At 44.5% G+C, this 18507-nt stretch carries 16 protein-coding genes; 7 read left to right on the top strand and 9 right to left on the bottom strand.

Features of this window, described 5'->3' with window-relative positions:
- Positions 1 to 63: 63 nt before the first annotated feature.
- Positions 64 to 1080: a UDP-glucose 4-epimerase GalE gene (gene galE / locus DFP81_RS10395; RefSeq protein ID WP_115897717.1), complete on the bottom strand. Its 1017-nt coding sequence runs from the start codon at positions 1078 to 1080 to the stop codon at positions 64 to 66.
- Positions 1081 to 1575: 495 nt separating this feature from the next.
- Here galE and DFP81_RS10390 point away from each other — a divergent pair, with 495 nt between their 5' ends.
- On the top strand, positions 1576 to 3309 hold the full coding sequence (locus DFP81_RS10390; protein WP_115897716.1) for a SulP family inorganic anion transporter: 1734 nt from the start codon (positions 1576 to 1578) through the stop codon (positions 3307 to 3309).
- 85 nt (positions 3310 to 3394) lie between these two features.
- On the opposite strand, the gene DFP81_RS10385 is transcribed toward DFP81_RS10390, so the two are convergent.
- From DFP81_RS10385 to DFP81_RS10375, 3 genes are all read right to left on the bottom strand, one after another.
- Complete coding sequence (locus DFP81_RS10385) at positions 3395 to 4261, bottom strand: nuclear transport factor 2 family protein (protein WP_115897715.1); 867 nt, start codon at positions 4259 to 4261, stop codon at positions 3395 to 3397.
- A gap of 127 nt (positions 4262 to 4388) precedes the next feature.
- Entirely contained in the window at positions 4389 to 5267 is an 879-nt protein-coding gene (locus DFP81_RS10380; RefSeq protein WP_181903077.1) for a helix-turn-helix domain-containing protein, read from the bottom strand.
- A gap of 43 nt (positions 5268 to 5310) precedes the next feature.
- Positions 5311 to 6225: a LysR family transcriptional regulator gene (locus DFP81_RS10375; RefSeq protein ID WP_115897713.1), complete on the bottom strand. Its 915-nt coding sequence runs from the start codon at positions 6223 to 6225 to the stop codon at positions 5311 to 5313.
- Between the two features lie 188 nt (positions 6226 to 6413).
- On the opposite strand from DFP81_RS10375, the gene DFP81_RS10370 reads away from it, so the two are divergent.
- Both DFP81_RS10370 and DFP81_RS10365 read left to right on the top strand, forming a co-directional pair.
- Complete coding sequence (locus DFP81_RS10370) at positions 6414 to 7427, top strand: zinc-binding alcohol dehydrogenase family protein (RefSeq protein ID WP_115897712.1); 1014 nt, start codon at positions 6414 to 6416, stop codon at positions 7425 to 7427.
- Positions 7428 to 7553: 126 nt separating this feature from the next.
- Positions 7554 to 8180, top strand: a complete 627-nt coding sequence (locus DFP81_RS10365; RefSeq protein ID WP_115897711.1) for a putative quinol monooxygenase — start codon at positions 7554 to 7556, stop codon at positions 8178 to 8180.
- A gap of 106 nt (positions 8181 to 8286) precedes the next feature.
- Here the strand turns inward: DFP81_RS10365 and DFP81_RS10360 are convergent, their stop codons facing one another.
- The 3 genes from DFP81_RS10360 to DFP81_RS10350 all read right to left on the bottom strand — a co-directional run bounded on the left by DFP81_RS10360 (position 8287) and on the right by DFP81_RS10350 (position 12493).
- The gene (locus DFP81_RS10360) at positions 8287 to 10254 is read right to left on the bottom strand and encodes a tripartite tricarboxylate transporter permease (protein ID WP_115897710.1); all 1968 of its coding nucleotides are present in this window, start codon (positions 10252 to 10254) and stop codon (positions 8287 to 8289) included.
- Positions 10255 to 10286: 32 nt separating this feature from the next.
- Positions 10287 to 11369: a Bug family tripartite tricarboxylate transporter substrate binding protein gene (locus DFP81_RS10355; protein WP_115897709.1), complete on the bottom strand. Its 1083-nt coding sequence runs from the start codon at positions 11367 to 11369 to the stop codon at positions 10287 to 10289.
- 62 nt (positions 11370 to 11431) lie between these two features.
- The gene (locus DFP81_RS10350; protein ID WP_115897708.1) at positions 11432 to 12493 is read right to left on the bottom strand and encodes a 4-oxalomesaconate tautomerase; all 1062 of its coding nucleotides are present in this window, start codon (positions 12491 to 12493) and stop codon (positions 11432 to 11434) included.
- A gap of 117 nt (positions 12494 to 12610) precedes the next feature.
- Between DFP81_RS10350 and DFP81_RS10345 the strand changes: the two genes are divergently transcribed.
- The gene (locus DFP81_RS10345) at positions 12611 to 13534 is read left to right on the top strand and encodes a LysR family transcriptional regulator (RefSeq protein ID WP_115897707.1); all 924 of its coding nucleotides are present in this window, start codon (positions 12611 to 12613) and stop codon (positions 13532 to 13534) included.
- 378 nt (positions 13535 to 13912) lie between these two features.
- Complete coding sequence (locus DFP81_RS10340) at positions 13913 to 14824, top strand: helix-turn-helix domain-containing protein (RefSeq protein ID WP_181903076.1); 912 nt, start codon at positions 13913 to 13915, stop codon at positions 14822 to 14824.
- Positions 14825 to 14833: 9 nt separating this feature from the next.
- On the opposite strand, the gene pobA is transcribed toward DFP81_RS10340, so the two are convergent.
- Together pobA and DFP81_RS10330 are read right to left on the bottom strand one after the other, a co-directional pair.
- The gene (gene pobA / locus DFP81_RS10335; RefSeq protein WP_115897705.1) at positions 14834 to 16015 is read right to left on the bottom strand and encodes a 4-hydroxybenzoate 3-monooxygenase; all 1182 of its coding nucleotides are present in this window, start codon (positions 16013 to 16015) and stop codon (positions 14834 to 14836) included.
- A 158-nt stretch (positions 16016 to 16173) separates the two neighbouring features.
- A complete protein-coding gene (locus DFP81_RS10330; protein ID WP_115897704.1) occupies positions 16174 to 17076 on the bottom strand; it encodes a LysR family transcriptional regulator in 903 nt (300 codons plus the stop codon).
- Positions 17077 to 17245: 169 nt separating this feature from the next.
- On the opposite strand from DFP81_RS10330, the gene ligA reads away from it, so the two are divergent.
- Both ligA and DFP81_RS10320 read left to right on the top strand, forming a co-directional pair.
- The gene (gene ligA, locus DFP81_RS10325; RefSeq protein ID WP_115897703.1) at positions 17246 to 17644 is read left to right on the top strand and encodes a protocatechuate 4,5-dioxygenase subunit alpha; all 399 of its coding nucleotides are present in this window, start codon (positions 17246 to 17248) and stop codon (positions 17642 to 17644) included.
- Entirely contained in the window at positions 17644 to 18489 is an 846-nt protein-coding gene (locus DFP81_RS10320; RefSeq protein WP_115897702.1) for a class III extradiol dioxygenase subunit beta, read from the top strand. Before ligA ends, DFP81_RS10320 begins: the two co-directional genes overlap by 1 nt.
- Positions 18490 to 18507: the final 18 nt, after the last annotated feature.

Raw genomic sequence — 18507 nt, 5'->3', positions numbered from 1 at the left:
CACTCTGCTTAGGCGATCAAATAACAAGCTAGAGTGTCATTTAATCGCATTTCATCAAGCAGATTATTCTTGATAGCCTTGCGGGTTTTGTGACTGCCAACGCCAAGTGTCGACCGTCATTTGCGACACATCTCGCTGCGCCTTCCAACCTAGATCCTGCTCAGCTTTCGCAGTGCTTGCCCAACACTCAGCTATATCACCAGGGCGGCGCGGCTGTACTTCATAAGCCACGTCATGTCCGCACGCAGCGGAAAATGCATGCACCATATCCAACACACTGCTGCCTTTGCCTGTGCCCAGGTTATAGATATGCAAACCGACTTTATCAGTTAATGCGTTCAAGGCCGCTAAATGCCCATCAGCAAGGTCAACCACATGAACATAGTCACGCACACCTGTGCCGTCTGGGGTTGGGTAATCATCGCCAAATACCGCCAATTTCTCACGGCGACCAACAGCAACTTGAGCAATAAATGGCATTAGATTATTAGGAATGCCTTGTGGATCTTCACCCATGGTGCCCGATGAGTGAGCGCCTACAGGGTTGAAGTAACGCAGTAATGTAATACTCCAGTCGTCTTCCGCGGCAAACAAATCACGGAAACATTCTTCAACAATGTACTTGCTGCGACCATAAGGATTGGTGGTCGCTCCAGTGGGTGAATCTTCGGTAATTGGCACTTCTTGCGGATCGCCATATACCGTAGCAGAAGAGCTGAAAATGATATTTTTTACGCCGGCGCTGCGCATAGCTCGCGCTAACACTAAGGAACCATTTACGTTATTGTCGTAATACTCAAGAGGCTTTGCGACCGATTCCCCCACCGCTTTTAAGCCGGCAAAGTGAATCACAGCTTTAATCTCATGCTCTGCAAACACGCCAGCTAAAAAGGCCTCATCACGCACATCCCCTTGGTGGTACACAGGGCGTGCACCGGCAATAGCTTCAATGCGGTTGAGCACTTCTAATTTACTATTGGACAGGTTATCTATGACTATTGGCTGATGGCCTGCGGCAAGCAATTGCACACATGTATGGCTTCCTATATAGCCCAAACCACCCGTCACTAATACCTTCATAACCACCTCTCGCTCTTATAAATTTATAAAGTGTAAACGTTTACACAGCTGCAATGACGACATTAAACCGCATTATTCGCTTAAAATCGAGAGCGGAATAAAAAATCACATAAAAATATGTAAACGTTACCAAACCATGAGAGTGTCATTTCACCTCCCTGTATTTACATGATACCGACCCAGTCTAAGCAACCCTAGTAAAAATCTACGCCCTATTCTAATTCTATAAAAACGACCTCCTACAAAAGTCGTTCATTTCTTCGTTTTTTGCAGGCACGCAGAATGAGCCATCCCCCTCCCACAGAAAAAACCACACACAGCAAGAGCGAATAACTAAAGCAAGCACACCAAACATAGAGAGAGCTTATTTATAATATTCCATTTTATTATAAGCTTATCTCTTTTTTGACTATATTTTTTAAATCTCTTATGATGCAACAACAGTAACCAGCCAGAGCAAAAAAAACATACACATCAACTAACTACGAGTACGCAATGAATAAAATGACGGTTGAACGAATTTTCCCTGCAATGAAGTGGCTTAAAACCTACTCTCGGGATGATCTACAAAATGACGCTGTATCAAGTTTAATTTTTACCATCATGGTCATTCCACAAAGCCTTGCTTATGCCATGCTAGCCGGCATGCCAGCCATCACAGGCTTGTACGCCAGTATCGTGCCTTCGATTTTATACTCACTGTTTGGCACTAGCCGGACACTTGCGGTTGGACCGGTTGCTTTGAGCTCTGTAATGACTGCCTCTGCCATCCTACCGTTTGCCGTTGCGGGTACTGAGCATTACGCCACTGTCGCGATTTTATTAGCCTTTATGTCTGGCGTCTTTCTGCTCATACTCAGCTTGTTCCGATTGGGCTTTTTGACTAATCTCCTGAGTCACCCGGTTATTTCTGGCTTTATTAGCGCCACCGCATTAATCGTGGTTATTGGCCAATTAAAATATCTATTAGGCATTCAGTCCGAAGGCAGTACCTTATTTCCATTAGTCAGCAGTCTTTATAGCCAGTTAGGCTCGACAAACATCCCTACTCTTATTCTAAGCGTCCTTTGTATTTTTTCTTTAGTGATGATGCAACGCCATTTTGCACGCTTTCTTGGCATGGTTGGCTGCTCTAAACGCACAGTACAGCTACTGGGAAAATCGGGGCCGGTGATCATTGTGTTCTTAGCCACTCTTGCTGTCGCCAGTTTCTCTTTGGATCAAGTTGGTGTGAGTATTATTGGTGCCGTTCCCGAAGCTTTACCCACCCTTCACCTAGATCAGATCAATTTACCCATGGTTAGAGAGCTGATCCCTGGGGCTATTTTGATTAGCGTCGTTGGTTTCTTTGGTTCAGTGTCGGTAGCCCAAACCTATGCGGCCAAACGTCGTCAGGACATAGACCCAAACCAAGAATTAGTCGGCCTTGGGCTGGCAAATATTGGCTCTGCATTAAGTGGTGCATTTCCTGTCACTGGCGGCTTTTCTCGTACTGTTTTGAACGCAGACTCAGGGGCAAGGAGCCCGATGACAGGGATTATTGCTGCCCTGCTTATTCTACTGACCTTGTTGTTTTTAACACCCCTGTTTTACTACTTACCTAAGGCTATCCTGGCCTCTATCATTTCTATCTCCATGCTGAAATTGGTCAGCATAGAAGACCTACGCCAGCTGTGGAATTTCTCCAAAAAAGAAGCCGTTCTACTACTGACCACCTTCTTTGCCGTCTTGATCGAAGGCATGGAAACCGGCTTGATTGTTGGGGTTTGCCTATCCTTGCTGTTTTTTCTTTGGCACACCAGCCACCCTCACATTGCCATTGTTGGCCGAGTACCAGGCACCGAGCACTTTCGTAACGTACAGCGCTTTACTGTGGAAACCCATCAGAGTGTATTAACGGTCAGAATCGATGAAAACTTGTTTTTTGCCAATGCGCGTATTCTTGAAGAACGCTTACAACAAGTGGTGTCCGAAAACAAAGAAGTAAAACATCTTATTTTGATGTGCACCGCTGTCAATATGATTGATGCCAGTGCATTACAAAGCTTAGAAAAGATCATCACACGTTTGGCCGATGCGGGAGTGCAGCTGCATTTGTCTGAAGTGAAAGGGCCGGTCATGGACAAGTTAAAAGACACACAATTACTGAAAGAGCTCAATGGCGAAGTCTTTTTAACACAACATCAGGCAATCCAAGCACTAGAAGAATACCTAGAAGAGAAAGCCTGACCCTAATCAGATCACTGACCAAGAACAGGTCAGTGATCTGATTGAGAGTGCTATTTGATAGGAAGGTATTGCTTAATACGAGCGGTTAAAGGTTACCAAATTTACCGTTGGTGTTTTTCCATTCGCTGTTCGGCAATATCGTTTCCACCACATCCCAGTGCTCTGCAATTTTGCCATTTTCTACACGAAACAAGTCATAATAAGAGGTCGCTTTGCCCGCGAATTCACCTTCACTAATGGTCAACACGAAGTTCCCTTCACCCAGCACTTTATGCACTTTTGAGAAAGTCATGTTAACGCCGTGTTTTGCCATTTCATCTATCGCTTTAGCTAAACCGGATAAGCCATCACCAATCTCTGAGTTATGCTGAATATAGCTATCACCATCAAAAAACTGTGACATTTTTTGGTATTCGCCTTTCACCAATACAGTGTTAACAAAATCACTGACAAGGGCTTTATTCGCCGCTGTTTTGTCTATATCCGTTATGACTAGGCTACCATCTAGTTGGCTATGACCACTCGGATTCGGTTTGTCTGCCTTAACGGTTAGATTGTCCCAATGCTCAACGATTTTCCCGTTATCAAAGCGGAAAACATCAAACCCTACTTTCGGTCCGAAGAAGTTGTAATCCGTTTGAGTAAAGACATAATTACCATCTTCAAAAGCACGCACCACGTCTACTTTTGCACTGCCTTTTGGCAGGGCCTGCAACACTTCACCGAAGCCTGCTAAGCCGTCCCCTACAGCAAGGTTATGCTGGGTATAATTCGTACTGTTAATGTAACTGATGGCTTTCGGGTTGCCGCTTTCAATCGAGTTCAAAACGGCCACGGCTTTCTCTTTATTCGTTAATGCTTTTGTGGCATCTAAATTTGATCCAGTGGTTGTTGTACAAGCGCTCAGCAAAGCACTACTGACGATTAATGTGGCTAACAGGGTTGCTTTCATGTTTTATTCCTCAGGTTTGAATAGGCAAACATTGTAAGCAAGCAAGAAAAATAACAGAGGTCAAAACAAGCGAAAAAATGGTAAATATCGAACCTTTTTTAAAAACTCCTTTTAGAAACACTGTTCGCTAAGTTAACGATTTTTTAAATTGACTCGGGGTGACTAAAGTATGTTTTTTGAAATATTTCACAAAGTTCGTCACTTCTTCAAAGCCAAGGTCAGAGGCGATCTGTTGAATCTGAGTATTGTCGATCGACAAGCGACGCTTTGCTTCCAATATAACATGGGCATCAATTAGCTGTTTCGCCGTTAAGTTGGTCGCCAGCTTGCAGAGTTTATTTAGCGTTTTATAACTTGTCCCTACTTTAGCTGCGTAGTCATTGGCATCCCTTACCTGGGTATAGCTACCATGTAAATGTCGAATAAAGCGCTCAAAACTGTTGATTTGTGGGGCGCTCATTTGTTGATGGTAAATTTCTGGCTTTAATTCACTCACTTTAGCCAACACAGCAGCAAACAAGATTTTCATGTAGGGGATATTGGCAAAGTCTTGCTGATACTCAGCCGAAATTAACGAAAAAATACGCGTTATTGATATTGCCTGCTTGTCAGACATCACCAGACTTGGCTGGTAAGAGGTCATAAATTGGGTCGGCGCAAATAAACGTCCATCGATTGCGGCACTGACCTCACTCATATATTGATCGGTAAAAACCACAATAATCCCCTCGGGCTTATTGGTTAGATCAAAGGCGTGTATTTGCCCCTTATTAACCAACACCAACGAATTTCTCTCGACTGGAAAAGCATGGAAATCAACGAAGTGCTTCCCTGGATTTCCCGTGTAAATGATCAAATTATGAAAATTCACTCGGTGGGCTTGGGCAATATACGCAAGCTCACCATTCGCTGCCCTTTGATAAAGCTTTTTAATATCAAATACTTCAAAACCCGCTTTAAGTAGGCTTGATTCGTTGAATTCTATCTGTGGTATTAGGCTTTTCATAGGAGGGCTTATTCCAATCTTTGATATCTCATTATTTTTTAGCTTAAAGTAAATCACCATAACGCACACGGTTCGTTGCTTTGATTCTTTGTTCCATAAAGTCCAAAAACACCTTCACCCGTACTGGAGTAAGGCGGCCTGGGGGCCTAACCGCCCAGATATTTGTTTCTGGATAAAAGCTATATTCCGGCAGTACCTGCACCACACGCCCTTCTCTTAAAGCCGGTCCCACATGCCACAAAGCGGCTAAGCCAATCCCGACACCTGCTTCGACTAATTCGCTAATGGCATCCCCCCAATTAATCGTCACAGGACCTGAAGCAAATACTTCATGTAAATTACCTTGGCGATCTTTTAGCCGCCAGGTGTTTAATCGTTCAAAAGGAATGCATGAGTGATTAGCAAGGCTCTCAACGGTTTCAGGGTGTCCCGCTCGAGCGATATAGTCAAGCGATGCCACTAGCACCATAGGGCAGTCATCAATACGTCGCGCTAATAAGCTTGACGACTCCAGCTCACCCATACGGAATGCCACATCAAACCCTTGCTCGACAATATCAACTCGCTTGTCACTAAAATCAATATCCAACTTTAAGTTCGGATATAAGCGCAATAACTCAGGTACAAAAGGCACTAGATAATGACGACCAAATGACGCAGAGACGGCCACCTTTAGGGTACCTTGAACTTGCTCCGCATCGCCTTTAAAGACATTCCGCGTTTCTTCAATATCGTCCAAAATACGCCTGGCATGCTCGATAAAAACCTGGCCATCGTGAGTTAAACTCACCGCACGCGTTGTGCGATGGAATAATTTAACGCCCAGTTCAGCTTCCAATGCCTGAATCCGTAGACTGGCATTAGTCGGCGACAAATCAAACTCCATACCGGCACGCCCAATGGCCCCCAATGCGGCTACACGCATAAATAAAGCCAGACTTTTTGCCTCTAAATTCATCCACCCCCTCCCCCAATACAATATGGGCCATCTTATTATCCCGGTTTTTGGGATAATAAATTCAGTTTTAGCTCGATGATCTATCAAACTATAAATAATAACATGACCCTATTGAAACAGAAGACACTCAAAGCGCGACTTTGAACAGCTAACTTAAGCCGCGCACGTTAATTAATAGGAGCAAGAAAATGAAAGCCATTGGATACCAAACACCTTCAAGCATTGAACAAGAGACATCATTAGTAGACATCAGGTTAGAGAAACCGGTTGCCACAGGAAAAGATCTACTCGTGAAGGTTCATGCTGTTTCCGTTAACCCAGCGGACACTAAAATTCGCGCAATGGTACCACCTCCTGCCGATAGCTGGGGTGTATTAGGCTTTGATGCGTCAGGAGTAGTCGAAGCCGTGGGCCCTGAAACAAGCCAATTTTGCGTAGGCGATGAAGTCTATTATTCTGGTTCAGTTGCTCGCCCAGGTACCAATAGCGAGTTTCATCTTGTGGATGAGCGCATTGTCGGCAAAAAGCCTACTAGCTTAAGCCACCCTGAAGCGGCGGCATTACCGCTGACCACCCTCACAGCTTGGGAAGCTCTATTTGACCGTTTAGACGTTAATCGACCAACCGTTCAAGGCAGCAAGCTTATTCTAGTTATTGGTGGCGCTGGCGGTGTCGGTTCAATCGCCATTCAGCTATTACGAGCACGAACAGATATGACGATTATTGCGACCGCTTCACGCCCCGAAACAGAAGACTGGGTTCGTGAGCTCGGTGCTCACCATGTAATCAATCATAGAGAACCTCTTGCCCCACAAATTGAAGCATTGGGATTAGGCGCACCAGGCTTTGTCTTCTCTACCAATCAAACCCACAAACATTTGCCTGATATCGCTGAATTAATCGCACCACAAGGTCGCTTTAGCATGACCGATGAGCTTGAGCCATTTGAAAGCCGTCCCTTTGTGATGAAAGCTGTGTCTCTTCACTTTGAGCTTATGTTTACTCGTTCACTTTTCGCCACTGCGGACATGGATGAACAAGGCAAACTATTAAATCAAGTGGCTACATTGGTTGACAGCGGAAAGATACGCACCACTCTGACCGATATCGCAGGCCAGATAAACGCTACTAACCTGCGCAAGGTTCACGCTCAGATTGAAACCGGCAGCGCACGTGGCAAGGTGGTTTTAGAAGGTTTCTAAACGACTAATATTGAGGAAATCTTGATGAAGCCTCAAGGGAGCATAGCGCTTGTTATCCCCCTTATGGTACTTAAAGCACATTATCAAGACAGATATATTTTTGAACAATGATAGCGAGAAAAGATCATGGCGATTAGCAAAATCATCAAATTCACTATCAAACCAGATTACACTGAAACCTTTAAAACGGCTCTGATAGAAAACAGAAACGGCGCTGTTAGCGAGCCTGGATGCTTGGCAATGCGCCTTTATACTGATAATCAAAACCCAAATATCTTCTTCGTTTACGAACGTTGGTTAGATGATAGCGCATTTATATTTCATACCACACAAGCTCATACTCAGCGTATGCTCGCCTTGTTCGATGATGCCCTTGCAGCCCCAATAGACAGCATTGACTTAAACGACACACAACCTGCACCCATTGCCCTCAAAACGGCGGATAAAGAAGATCCTCTTTTTAACATCATCTTTATCTTTAAAATCAAAGCCGGTATGCAAGCGCGCTTTGTGGCGCAATTTGAAGAGCACATCAAGCATACTCGCCAAGAGGAAGGCTGTATGTTATTTGACCTTTACACAGTGGATAATGACGACCAAACTTTGGTGGTGTATGAGCACTGGCGTAAAGAGTCCGATGTTTGGGACATCCACTTCCAACAACCTTATGCCAAGGTGACAGGCGCATTAATGGAAGAAGGCGTAATTGGGGACATGGAACAATACATGAACTTTGTCAGTCAAATTGCATAACCCAGTCATGGCTTAAGCTAGACGCTTTTTTACATTAAAAGAAAAACACAAAAAAGGGCAAACTGAGTTTACCCTTTTTCATATCGCTAATCGAATATTTTATTGCTTAGAAGAGTCTATTAACCACATCAAAGAAGTAAGGGTCAAAGTAGCCTTCTGGGTATTCTATGTTCATGATTCGTCCAAGCACCACAAGGAAAATCACCAAACAAATCGCGATCGTAGACGATTTCAAATAGGTTGCTTTTGCCAAGTAACGCAAGAACAAGAACGAAAACACAAAGGTCGTGGTAACAAATCCCAGTGTGTAGTAACCATAGGCAATCATAAAGAAGCCAACAATGTACACTAGATCTGTCGTTAGATTAGACGCCACACGCTGATGTTGCTCGCGGATATATTTCACAATCAGCATTGCCACAGAGAACAAAACAATGGCAATAGAAATAATTGGGAAAGCTTTCGTAAGAGTCGACATATTCCACACATCAACCAAAGCGTATAAACCTGCACCGCCCAATACCGCTAACAATACCCAATCTGTCGCCGACACTGTTTTTACACTTGGCTCTTCTGGCTCTAAACCAGTTTTAGGTTGGGTACTGGCTTTGGCAAGTCTTCTTTTCTTCAACATTGGAGGTAATACAAAACCCAATACAATCAACGCAGCCAGTGCAATAACACCAGGACGCAGAAACCAAGAGCTACCGTAAAACTGAATGCTTTGGAAAAAGTAGTTTTCAGCACCAGAAGAAAGTACAAAACCGATCAAGAAAGCAGGACGCGGCCAGTTAGCCCCTTTCATCATTACGCCAACTGTTGCGATCGCACCTAACACCATGAAATCCCCTAAACTGCGTGTCGCTTGGTACGCAGCAAATAGAATCAAGGTCAGGATAATAGGAGCAAGAATCGAAAACTTAACGTAAGTTAATAATGAAATTGGTCGAGTAAAGGAGATACAAAAGATCGCCCCTAAAATATTCGCCAAGGCCAAAGACCAAATAATAGTGTAAGTCAGGTCTAAATTCGTGGTGATCATGGAAACACCAGGCTGAAGACCCAACAACAACATACCACCCAAAAAGACCGCGGCAGACCCAGAACCTGGAATACCAAACAACAAGGTTGGGATCATACTGCCTGAGGCACAAGCATTATTCGCTGACTCAGGCGCAATAACACCACGAATGTCCCCTTTACCAAACTGAGATGTGTCCTTGCTGCCATTCATCGCGAAGCTGTATGTCATCCAGTCTACAACCGAACCACCTAAACCAGGAATCGCACCGATCAAGCTACCAAACACAGAAGACTTACCAACCAAAGGCAGGTTAGCAAATACGTCTTTAAAGCCCTGCATTAAACCATGACCTAATTTATTTGGCGTAGAAGCAATGGCTTTGTTTTGCACCAACAAGCTGATGATTTCAGGTAACGCAAAGATACCCAAACCTACGACGACCAATGGAATGCCGTCATACAGGTAATCAATACCTAGGGTAAAACGGAACTCACCAGTAGCAGGCGCGGATCCAACCGAACCAATTAATAGACCGAAACCACAAGCTGCTAAGCCTTTAAATAAATTTCCGCCTGATAGGGCCGCAACCACACTCAAGCCCAATAAAGTCAGCATAAACAATTCAGCAGATGAGAATGCGAGCACTACAGGTCGTGCCACCAAGATGAACACACTTAGTACAATCGCACCTACTACACCGCCAACCATAGAGCACAAAAAAGCCGCAGACAGCGCACGTGCTGCCTGGCCTTTTTTCGCCAATGGGAAACCATCCATAACTGTGGCTTGCGAAGAACTCGACCCTGGAATCCCCATCAACACGGATGTGAAAGTGTCACCTGTGGGAATAACAGCAACCAATCCCATCAGCATGCCAAGGCCAACTGAAGGCTCCATTCCATACAAAAAAGGTAATAGCAAGGACATGCCGGCAATACCGCCAAGTCCAGGAATAATACCAACAACAAGACCGACCAATACACCACCAACTAAATAGATAAGGTGTGTCAAAGATAGTATTTGGTCTAGAGCGCTAAGAAGCACAGCCATGAATAACTCCTAAATATAAAACAACAAACTACTTACAGGGTGTAATCAAATTTCTTCTTTAACCAGCCTGAAATCCAAGTATAAAGTTCAGGAGAAACTGTAAGAGCCTCTTGAATGTGCTGTGCTGCATCAATCCCTACAATGCTTTGATATGGTCCCACTTGAACAGCGGAATCTTCAATGAATTTAGGATCTTTTAACATGTTTTCAACGGAAGATCGGTATGCACTTACTACATCTGTTGGTGTATCAGATGGAATAAATATCATTTTTTGGAAAGCAAAACCTGCGGCGAAGAATTTAGAGTAAGCCGTGTATTCCATACCAGAAGGCTGTTTGCCAAATTTCTGAGCGTACACTTCTTGGAATGTAGGTAGATCTGGGAACGCAGGATCACGTACAATCTTACCTTCTTTATTCAGCACACCTAGAGAAAACAATGGAATCGCTTTGTCATTGTTTACTAAGTCAACCACAGAGTTTAAGTAAGCAGACGTTGTTTGGAAGTCGATTTTCGCTTCACCACGTTCGAATGCCAAACGACCCGCACCACGACTTTTCATACCGAATACTGGTTTAACGTCCAAACCAAGCATTTCAAAAGCGATCAACACAGGCAATTCAAGACGAGTAGGTCCTTGTGAACCAAACGGTAGCGTCATGCCATCTAATTTATCGATATCCGCGGCAGACTTCACACCCAAACCTGGCTGTACGTAAACCACACCACCGGTTGGGCTTGCCATTAGTGGCACCCACTTGTCGAAGTTATAACGCACTCGTTTGTCGCCCAACATATATGGGAACAAAGTCGATGCAGACGTCGCTAGCATAGTGCTGCCATCATCTTTCGCGCGTTTGTAGAACAAGTTCGCACCTGTGATCGAACCACCACCTGGCTGATTACGAATCACAACCGTTGGGTTAGTAGGAATGTATTTTGTTAGATAAGGTGCGATAAAGCGTGCCCACACATCAGTACCACCACCGACACCAAAAGGGACTGTCCAGTTAATAGTTGACGGTACATCCGCTTCTTTTGCTTGAGCTGGCAACGCAAGTACACAGCTGATAGACAAAGCAGACGCGCACACTAAGTTGAGTATTTTTTTCATGTGATTTTCCTTTCTTGTTTTTATAATTTTTTAATTCGCGCCTAAACACGAATTAAAAAGAATTAACTAAGATAGATATTACCTGACATTATTTTTTTCGCGGTTCGAATTAACGACACACTTTCCAAGGCAGAGTGATCACCTTGTTTACGCTTGACACTCAGTTCAATCGTTCCAGAGGGGTGCTCCAGCACAAAATAAGACTCAGCATCCTGACTTTCCAGCATTTTTGTTGCAACTGTTCCCGGCGTACAACATGCGGTAACAATGGCAATACTGCCCGTCACAGCCAATGCTTTATGGCACTTATGTGGCACAAAGTAACGCGCTGTAATGGTTCCACCATGCAACGCAGGAGAGAGCAAAATGGGCTTTGGAATCACTGAATTCGATACATCTCCCATGCCCATTAGCTGGCCTGCTTGTAAACGAATTTTTTCCAAACGCGTCATGAACTCAATATCACTGTCTAGCTCAGATGGTGACTCACTGCCAGCTTTATTAAGATCTTTTGCATTAATTAACACCACAGGTGTGGCTGCATCAAGGCAAGTTACTTCAACAGAGTCGATAACATTGGTAACTTGACCCGTAGGTAACAGTTTACCTGTTTTTGCCCCTTCCACATCAAGAAAAGTGACTTCGATTGGTGCTGCAGGAGAATTAGTACCACTGATAATGGTATCACCATCGTATTGAACGCGGCCGTTTGGGGTCAATACGGTAGCATGAATGATTTTTCCGGTATTTAAATTATGGATTCGTACCGTGGTTTTATCTTGGCTTGCTGGGAATAAGCCAGTTTCAATTGCAAATGGCGCTACGCCAGATAACATATTGCCGCAGTTTGGCGAGAAATCAACCTTCTGTTCTACAATGCCCACTTGGGCAAACAAATAATCAACATCAGCCTCTGGATGCGTTGCAGGGCCAACCATAGCAACCTTACTGGTTAGGCTATTGCCGCCACCAATGCCATCCAATTGTAGCTCATGTCCAGAACCCATCACTTTTAATAAAATTTCTGCGCAAGCCTCTCTGTCTTGAGGCAAGTCTGAGATTTGCAAATAGGGCCCTCGAGAGGTGCCACCACGCATAATCATGCAGGGTATGGTTTGTGACATGTGAATAAACCTTATTGTTATTGAGGTACTCGCGCTACAATGTCACAAGTTAGATTAGTGCATCAAATGCAAAAATAATGCATAGTTGATGCATAGAACAAATCAATAGAGACACTCATGCATCAAATAGAATTTAAAGACTTGGTTATTTTTATCCGTATCGCTGAAACAGGGAACTTTCACGATGCTGCCGAGTTGACCTTTTTATCTCAGCCAGCTCTTAGCCGTAGAATGCAAAAACTGGAAGCTATATTAGGCGCTCAGTTGTTCGAAAGAACCACCAGAAAAACCTGGCTAACCTCCGTCGGTCGTGAGTTCTTACCAAAAGCAAGGCGCATGGTAGAAGAATTTGAGCTGTCGGTTTTAGGCATTAAAGACATGGCTTCACAGCAAAAAGGCAAAGTAACGATCGCCTGCATTCCAACTGCGGCATTTTACTTCTTACCAAGCGTCATTACGGTGTTTAACCAAAGATACCCCGGCATTCGCATCCAGATTCTTGACGAAAGTGCCAACCATGGTTTGGAGTCCGTCATTCGAGGAGACGCCGACTTCGGTATTAATATGGCCATCGCCCAACACCCTGAAGTGACGTTTACTCAATTACTGGATGACCCTTTTGTGGTTTGCTTAAGAAAAGACCACCCGCTTTGTGCCTTAGATGAAGTCTCATGGACAGACATGGAGCCGTATAAACTGATTAGCGTGGGGCGAGCCAGTGGCAACCGAATTTTGCTCGATAAATCGCTAGCAAAAGATCAAGTGCAACTAAATAGTTTTTATGAAGTACAACATCTGTCTACCTCTTTAGGCTTAGTTGAAATGGGCTTGGGGATCTCAATTGTCCCCAGACTGGCGATGCCACTGAGCAGCACTTCTGCACTCACCTATCGACCATTAAAAGACCAAAAAGTAGACCGTTCTATCGGCCTAGTGAAACGCAGCTCTACTTCCCTGTCACCTGCGGCCGACTTATTTATTAATATTTTATTAGAACGCTGGCCTGCCACCATTCAACAAACGGCTCAAACATCAGAATGAAGCAACAGCGTCTAATTCTTACTGCTACTATGTTGCGAGTATAAACGAGACGAAGCACGGGCTGCGTCTCGCAATTGGGATAATAAGAAGGCCTGTAATTGCTCAACACTGACCGCGTCTTGTCTAAGCAAGATCGCAACCGCTCTGGTGCCTTCAGTCGCGCCCCATTCGGCGGATAGAAATACAGTGCTTTGGGCCGTAATTTAAGTTATGAAGGTATTATCGCGTTTCAGGCAATGCATGCGATTTCAGCAGCTGAAAGCTGGTTATTGTCATCTGCCTGATGCTAGTCTCGTTCAGCTAGACTTTCATTAGTCACTTATCATGGTGAGTCAGGTATATTCACCGTTCATTTCCACACATGGGGTGAGGCGTACAATGCAAAAAATCATTCCAAATTACCGAGTCTACGGACAATTTGATGTCGATTTTTCACTGAATCCCGTTCATATTGACAGTGTTAGACGCTCCACTGAAGTGAACGACTGGGTAATCGAGCCCCATCGTCATGATGATCTGTGCCACCTGGTGTGTTTCTTCTCGGGCACGGGCAGGATGCATTTAAACCACACTTTCATTCCTCTCAACACACCTTGCTGCTGTTTTGTCCCCGCTGGGGATGTACACAGTTTTGAAGTACAAGAGAACATTGAAGGCACCATAGTGACAGTGTCACAGGAGTATCTCAACGACTTACTGGCAAGTGCTGAAAGTGGCTTACCTTCTTTAGATGAGGCGATAGTGATTGAGCGTGATGAGCAAGACAGCTCAAGGTCAGACATTCTTGCTTTGTTTCGGCTTCTTGCTTCAGAATACAAAAATCGCCACCCTGCTCGCGGCTTGGCAATGCGCAGCTTGTTGGGTTTGATTTTTAGCCAGATGATGCGTGCAAACAATGCTCTTCCAACACACCACACAGGTTCAGATAAAGACCGTAACCTGTGGTATTACCGACAATTTCAACGACTGGTTAGTCACTCTTTCGCCGACAAGAAGCCCATCTCTGAGTACGCCATGCAACTGCGTATATCCGTCACGCATCTGAATCGTATCAGTCAAGCTGTGACCGGAAAATCCGCGCTGAACATCATTCATGACAGGATTATCAGTGAAGCAAAGGTTAACTTGGCGTATTCTTTTCAATCGGTATCAGAAGTGGCTTATCAACTTGGTTTTGATGACATTAGTTATTTTTCACGTTTCTTTAAAAAACACACAGGCCTGTCGCCAAAAGCCTTCAAAGACAGGGTTATTCGCCAGCAACCCATACTTATGGATACTAGCGAATAACGTTACGCGCTAATCCAATCCGACAAAATTCTCAGCTATGGTTGTCTGGCCGGCTTTCGAATGGGCCAAATAATGAATTTCTGAAAGTTGCATTTTCTGACGAAACGCACTGTCATCCAGTTTATGAAACAAACTAGTCATCCACCACGAAAAACGCTCAGCTTTCCAGATGCGCTCCAGTGCCTTGCTAGAGTACTGATCGAGCCCCTCAGAATGACCCTGATTATAAAACTGCAGCAAACCATCGGACAGCTGTTTGGCGTCACTGGCGGCTAAATTAAGTCCTTTCGCCCCGGTCGGCGGAACTATGTGTGCCGCGTCGCCAAGCAAAAACAGATTACCAAAACGAATCGGCTCACAGACAAAGCTGCGCAGTGGCGCTATGCTCATTTCTAGGGCGGGTCCAGTCACCACTTTCTCTGCCAAGTCATCCGGTAAACGGCGTTTCAATTCCGTCCAAAAACGATCCACACTCCAGTCTTCCAACTTTTCGTCCAAAGAAACTTGGAGGTAATAACGGCTGCGAGTCGATGAACGCATACTACATAACACGTAACCATCCTGATGATGCTGATACACCACCTCATCACTCACTGGTGGAACATCTGCCAACACCCCTAACCAACCAAATGGGTACGCATTTTCATACACTGTCATTTCCTGCTCAGGAACCGACTGTCGAGATACCCCATGGAAGCCATCACAACCGGCTATATAATCGCATTCTAATTGGTATGCTTCGCCTTGGTGCGTAAAGCTAACCCTTGGCGATTCGCTGTAAAAATCATGCGGTGTCACGTCTTCTGCGTCATAAAAAGATAAGGCGTCACAGGCATTACGTGCTGCCAACAAATCTTTGGTTAACTCTGTTTGGCCATACACCATCATGACCTTGCCACCGGTTAATTCAGTAAAGGGGATGCGCTGGCGTTGATAATCATCCCCCCAAATCATGGTAAAGCCGTTATGCACTAAGCCTTCACGCTCCATGCGCTCACTAATGCCAAGCTCTCGAATAATATCAACTGTGCTTTGCTCTAATACACCAGCACGGATGCGCCCGAGAATATAGTCTTGGCTTTTATTATCAATCACCACATTGTCGATGCCCTGATTATGCAACAATTGCCCTAATATTAAGCCAGCTGGACCCGAGCCGATAATCGCAACCTTTGTTTTTAATGTTTTCATCTTTGTCTCCTTTTTTTTATATTTATTGCCATCCATGATGGCCCTATAAAGAGACATAAATAATTCAATAAAGAGGATTAAACTTGTACATTTCGAACATGCCCCACTGATTAATCATGTCTTTGTCCTGATAAAAACTAGGTAAAACACCCTTTTATTTAGGCGAGCTCGACCACTTGCTCTAAGAAATCAATAAATGCTCTTACCTTATTCGATATTAGACGACGACTTGGAAACACCGCCAAAATGGGAGAAGAGGCTTCCAGCTCAACATCTTGATAGACTTGCACCAGAGCACCACTTTTTAACTGTTTCTTACAATATATTAAGGGTATTAACGAAATGCCTGAACCATGCTCGACCGCCTCACGTACTGCGATGGGATCATTAATATGGATCACGCCACTTAAGTTAATATACTCTCGCTTTTCTTGGTATTTCACTGCCAGTTTGTTTTTCCCATAACGCTTCTCACAGATTTTAACGTGCTCACAAAGCGCTTCAGACCCCTCACCTAGCTCATGCTGGTCTCGATACTCTGGGCTGGTCACCCAGATCAACGGGCTACTTAATAACTGCTTAGCCCTTAGCTCTGAATCATCTAGCGGCCCTATCATCACTGCAACGTCGATCTGATCTCGAATAATGTCCACCGGATGACTGGTGATAACGATGTCTAACGTGACTTTAGGGTAACGCTGAATAAATTTATTCAGATGCTGAACCACAATTTCGCGGCTAAATGCCATTGGCAATGTCACCACCAACTTACCGCTGGGTACCGACGTTAGGCCAGCCATGAGCGCACTGGCTTCGTTGACTTGCTCCATGATCAATAGACATTGGCGGTAAAACGCCGCGCCTTCACTGGTAATTCGTAGGCGCCTTGAGTTTCGTTCTATGAGGCGCACAGCAAGGGCATCTTCTAAGCGGCTTAACGCTCGACTTACGGTCGACTTAGGCAGCTGTAAGTACTCTGCGGCGGCTGAAATTCCCATTGTGTCTACAATAGCAACAAACACGGGAATATCATCAATATTCCAATTCATCATTACATTCATGAGTCAACCCTCCTTGACTGTTCCAAAAATGGAACGCTTTGTTCTATTTAGCCGGATTGTTCCCCACTCTGCAAGCTCCTATACTAGCGCCACCCCAGCCGCTCTGTTACTCAAAACTCAGCATGACTGGAAAGAATAAAAAAACATAACGTTAAACTGAGGCAAAGTGATGACACACCAAGAAAAAGACTATCACGATATTCCAGGAACCTATGTGTTTGATGGCTCTCATTTCCGTAAGGGTTATCACTTAAATATGTTTTGCATGTCATTAAATAAGCAAGAGAATCGTGACAAATTTCGTCATGATGAAGAGGCTTATTTGGCGCAATATCCATTAACAGATGAGCAACGAAAAGCCATATTGGAACGCAATTGGCTAGAAATGCTGCGTCTTGGTGGAAATATTTACTATACCTTCAAGCTTGCTATTTTTGATGGAATGACAATGCAAGCTGCTGGCGCTGCTATGTCTAACACCGATATGACAGAAGAAGACTTCAAACAAATGATGATCAGTGGCGGTCGCTCTATTGACGGCAATCGCAGTAAAAAGGAGACAAAATAATGGCAAAAGTAATTGCTGGTGTTGGCACCTCTCATATTCCTGCGATTGGTGCAGCCGTTGATCATAACAAAACGCAAGAAGCGTATTGGAAGCCTGTTTTTGAAGGCATGGAGCCGGCCAAAAAATGGATAGAGGAAACAAAACCCGATGTTTGCATCGTGGTGTTTAATGATCATGCTTCGGCCTTTTCATTAGAAGCGACCTCTACTTTTGCCATTGGTGTGGCACCCGAGTTTCAACCAGCAGACGAAGGCTATGGGCCACGTAAAGTCCCCGTAGTAAAAGGTAGCCCTGAACTGGCATGGCACATTACTGAATCATTAATCATGGACGAATTCGACATGACCATTGTTAATGAAATGCCAGTTGATCATGGTCTGACTGTGCCACTTTCCATTATGTATGGACAGCCTGAAGAGTGGCCTTGCGAAGTTATCCCACTGTGCGTCAATGTTATTCAATACCCTCAACCAACCGGCAATCGCTGCTTCAATTTGGGCAAGGCCATCCGCAAAGCGGTAGAGTCTTACCCAAAAGACACTAAGGTCGCGATCTTCGGTACAGGTGGACTTTCTCACCAGCTACAAGGTGAAAGAGCGGGACTGATTAATGCCGAATACGACGAGCAATGGCTAGATGATTTAGTGGCAGCACCAGAGAAAATCAAACACACCAGTCACACTGAATATTTGCGTGAAACTGGATCGGAAGGAATCGAAGCCATTATGTGGCTCATTATGCGAGGGGCACTAGACGAGGATGTCAAACAGGTCTATCGCTTCACACATTGCCCAGTATCCAACACACATTACGGTCTACTCGTACTCGAAAACCAAGACGAGTAAACCTTTACAAACATTTAA

The organism is Marinomonas pollencensis (assembly GCF_003387375.1).
Lineage (GTDB): Bacteria > Pseudomonadota > Gammaproteobacteria > Pseudomonadales > Marinomonadaceae > Marinomonas > Marinomonas pollencensis.
This window is presented reverse-complemented; position numbering and strand designations above follow the sequence as displayed.

Coding starts and splice junctions, on each gene's coding strand:
- galE (WP_115897717.1), bottom strand. CDS start 1,080: ATGAAGGTATTAGTGACGGGTGGTTTGGGCTATATAGGAAGCCATACA.
- DFP81_RS10390 (WP_115897716.1), top strand. CDS start 1,576: ATGAATAAAATGACGGTTGAACGAATTTTCCCTGCAATGAAGTGGCTT.
- DFP81_RS10385 (WP_115897715.1), bottom strand. CDS start 4,261: ATGAAAGCAACCCTGTTAGCCACATTAATCGTCAGTAGTGCTTTGCTG.
- DFP81_RS10380 (WP_181903077.1), bottom strand. CDS start 5,267: ATGAAAAGCCTAATACCACAGATAGAATTCAACGAATCAAGCCTACTT.
- DFP81_RS10375 (WP_115897713.1), bottom strand. CDS start 6,225: ATGAATTTAGAGGCAAAAAGTCTGGCTTTATTTATGCGTGTAGCCGCA.
- DFP81_RS10370 (WP_115897712.1), top strand. CDS start 6,414: ATGAAAGCCATTGGATACCAAACACCTTCAAGCATTGAACAAGAGACA.
- DFP81_RS10365 (WP_115897711.1), top strand. CDS start 7,554: ATGGCGATTAGCAAAATCATCAAATTCACTATCAAACCAGATTACACT.
- DFP81_RS10360 (WP_115897710.1), bottom strand. CDS start 10,254: ATGGCTGTGCTTCTTAGCGCTCTAGACCAAATACTATCTTTGACACAC.
- DFP81_RS10355 (WP_115897709.1), bottom strand. CDS start 11,369: ATGAAAAAAATACTCAACTTAGTGTGCGCGTCTGCTTTGTCTATCAGC.
- DFP81_RS10350 (WP_115897708.1), bottom strand. CDS start 12,493: ATGTCACAAACCATACCCTGCATGATTATGCGTGGTGGCACCTCTCGA.
- DFP81_RS10345 (WP_115897707.1), top strand. CDS start 12,611: ATGCATCAAATAGAATTTAAAGACTTGGTTATTTTTATCCGTATCGCT.
- DFP81_RS10340 (WP_181903076.1), top strand. CDS start 13,913: ATGCAAAAAATCATTCCAAATTACCGAGTCTACGGACAATTTGATGTC.
- pobA (WP_115897705.1), bottom strand. CDS start 16,015: ATGAAAACATTAAAAACAAAGGTTGCGATTATCGGCTCGGGTCCAGCT.
- DFP81_RS10330 (WP_115897704.1), bottom strand. CDS start 17,076: ATGAATGTAATGATGAATTGGAATATTGATGATATTCCCGTGTTTGTT.
- ligA (WP_115897703.1), top strand. CDS start 17,246: ATGACACACCAAGAAAAAGACTATCACGATATTCCAGGAACCTATGTG.
- DFP81_RS10320 (WP_115897702.1), top strand. CDS start 17,644: ATGGCAAAAGTAATTGCTGGTGTTGGCACCTCTCATATTCCTGCGATT.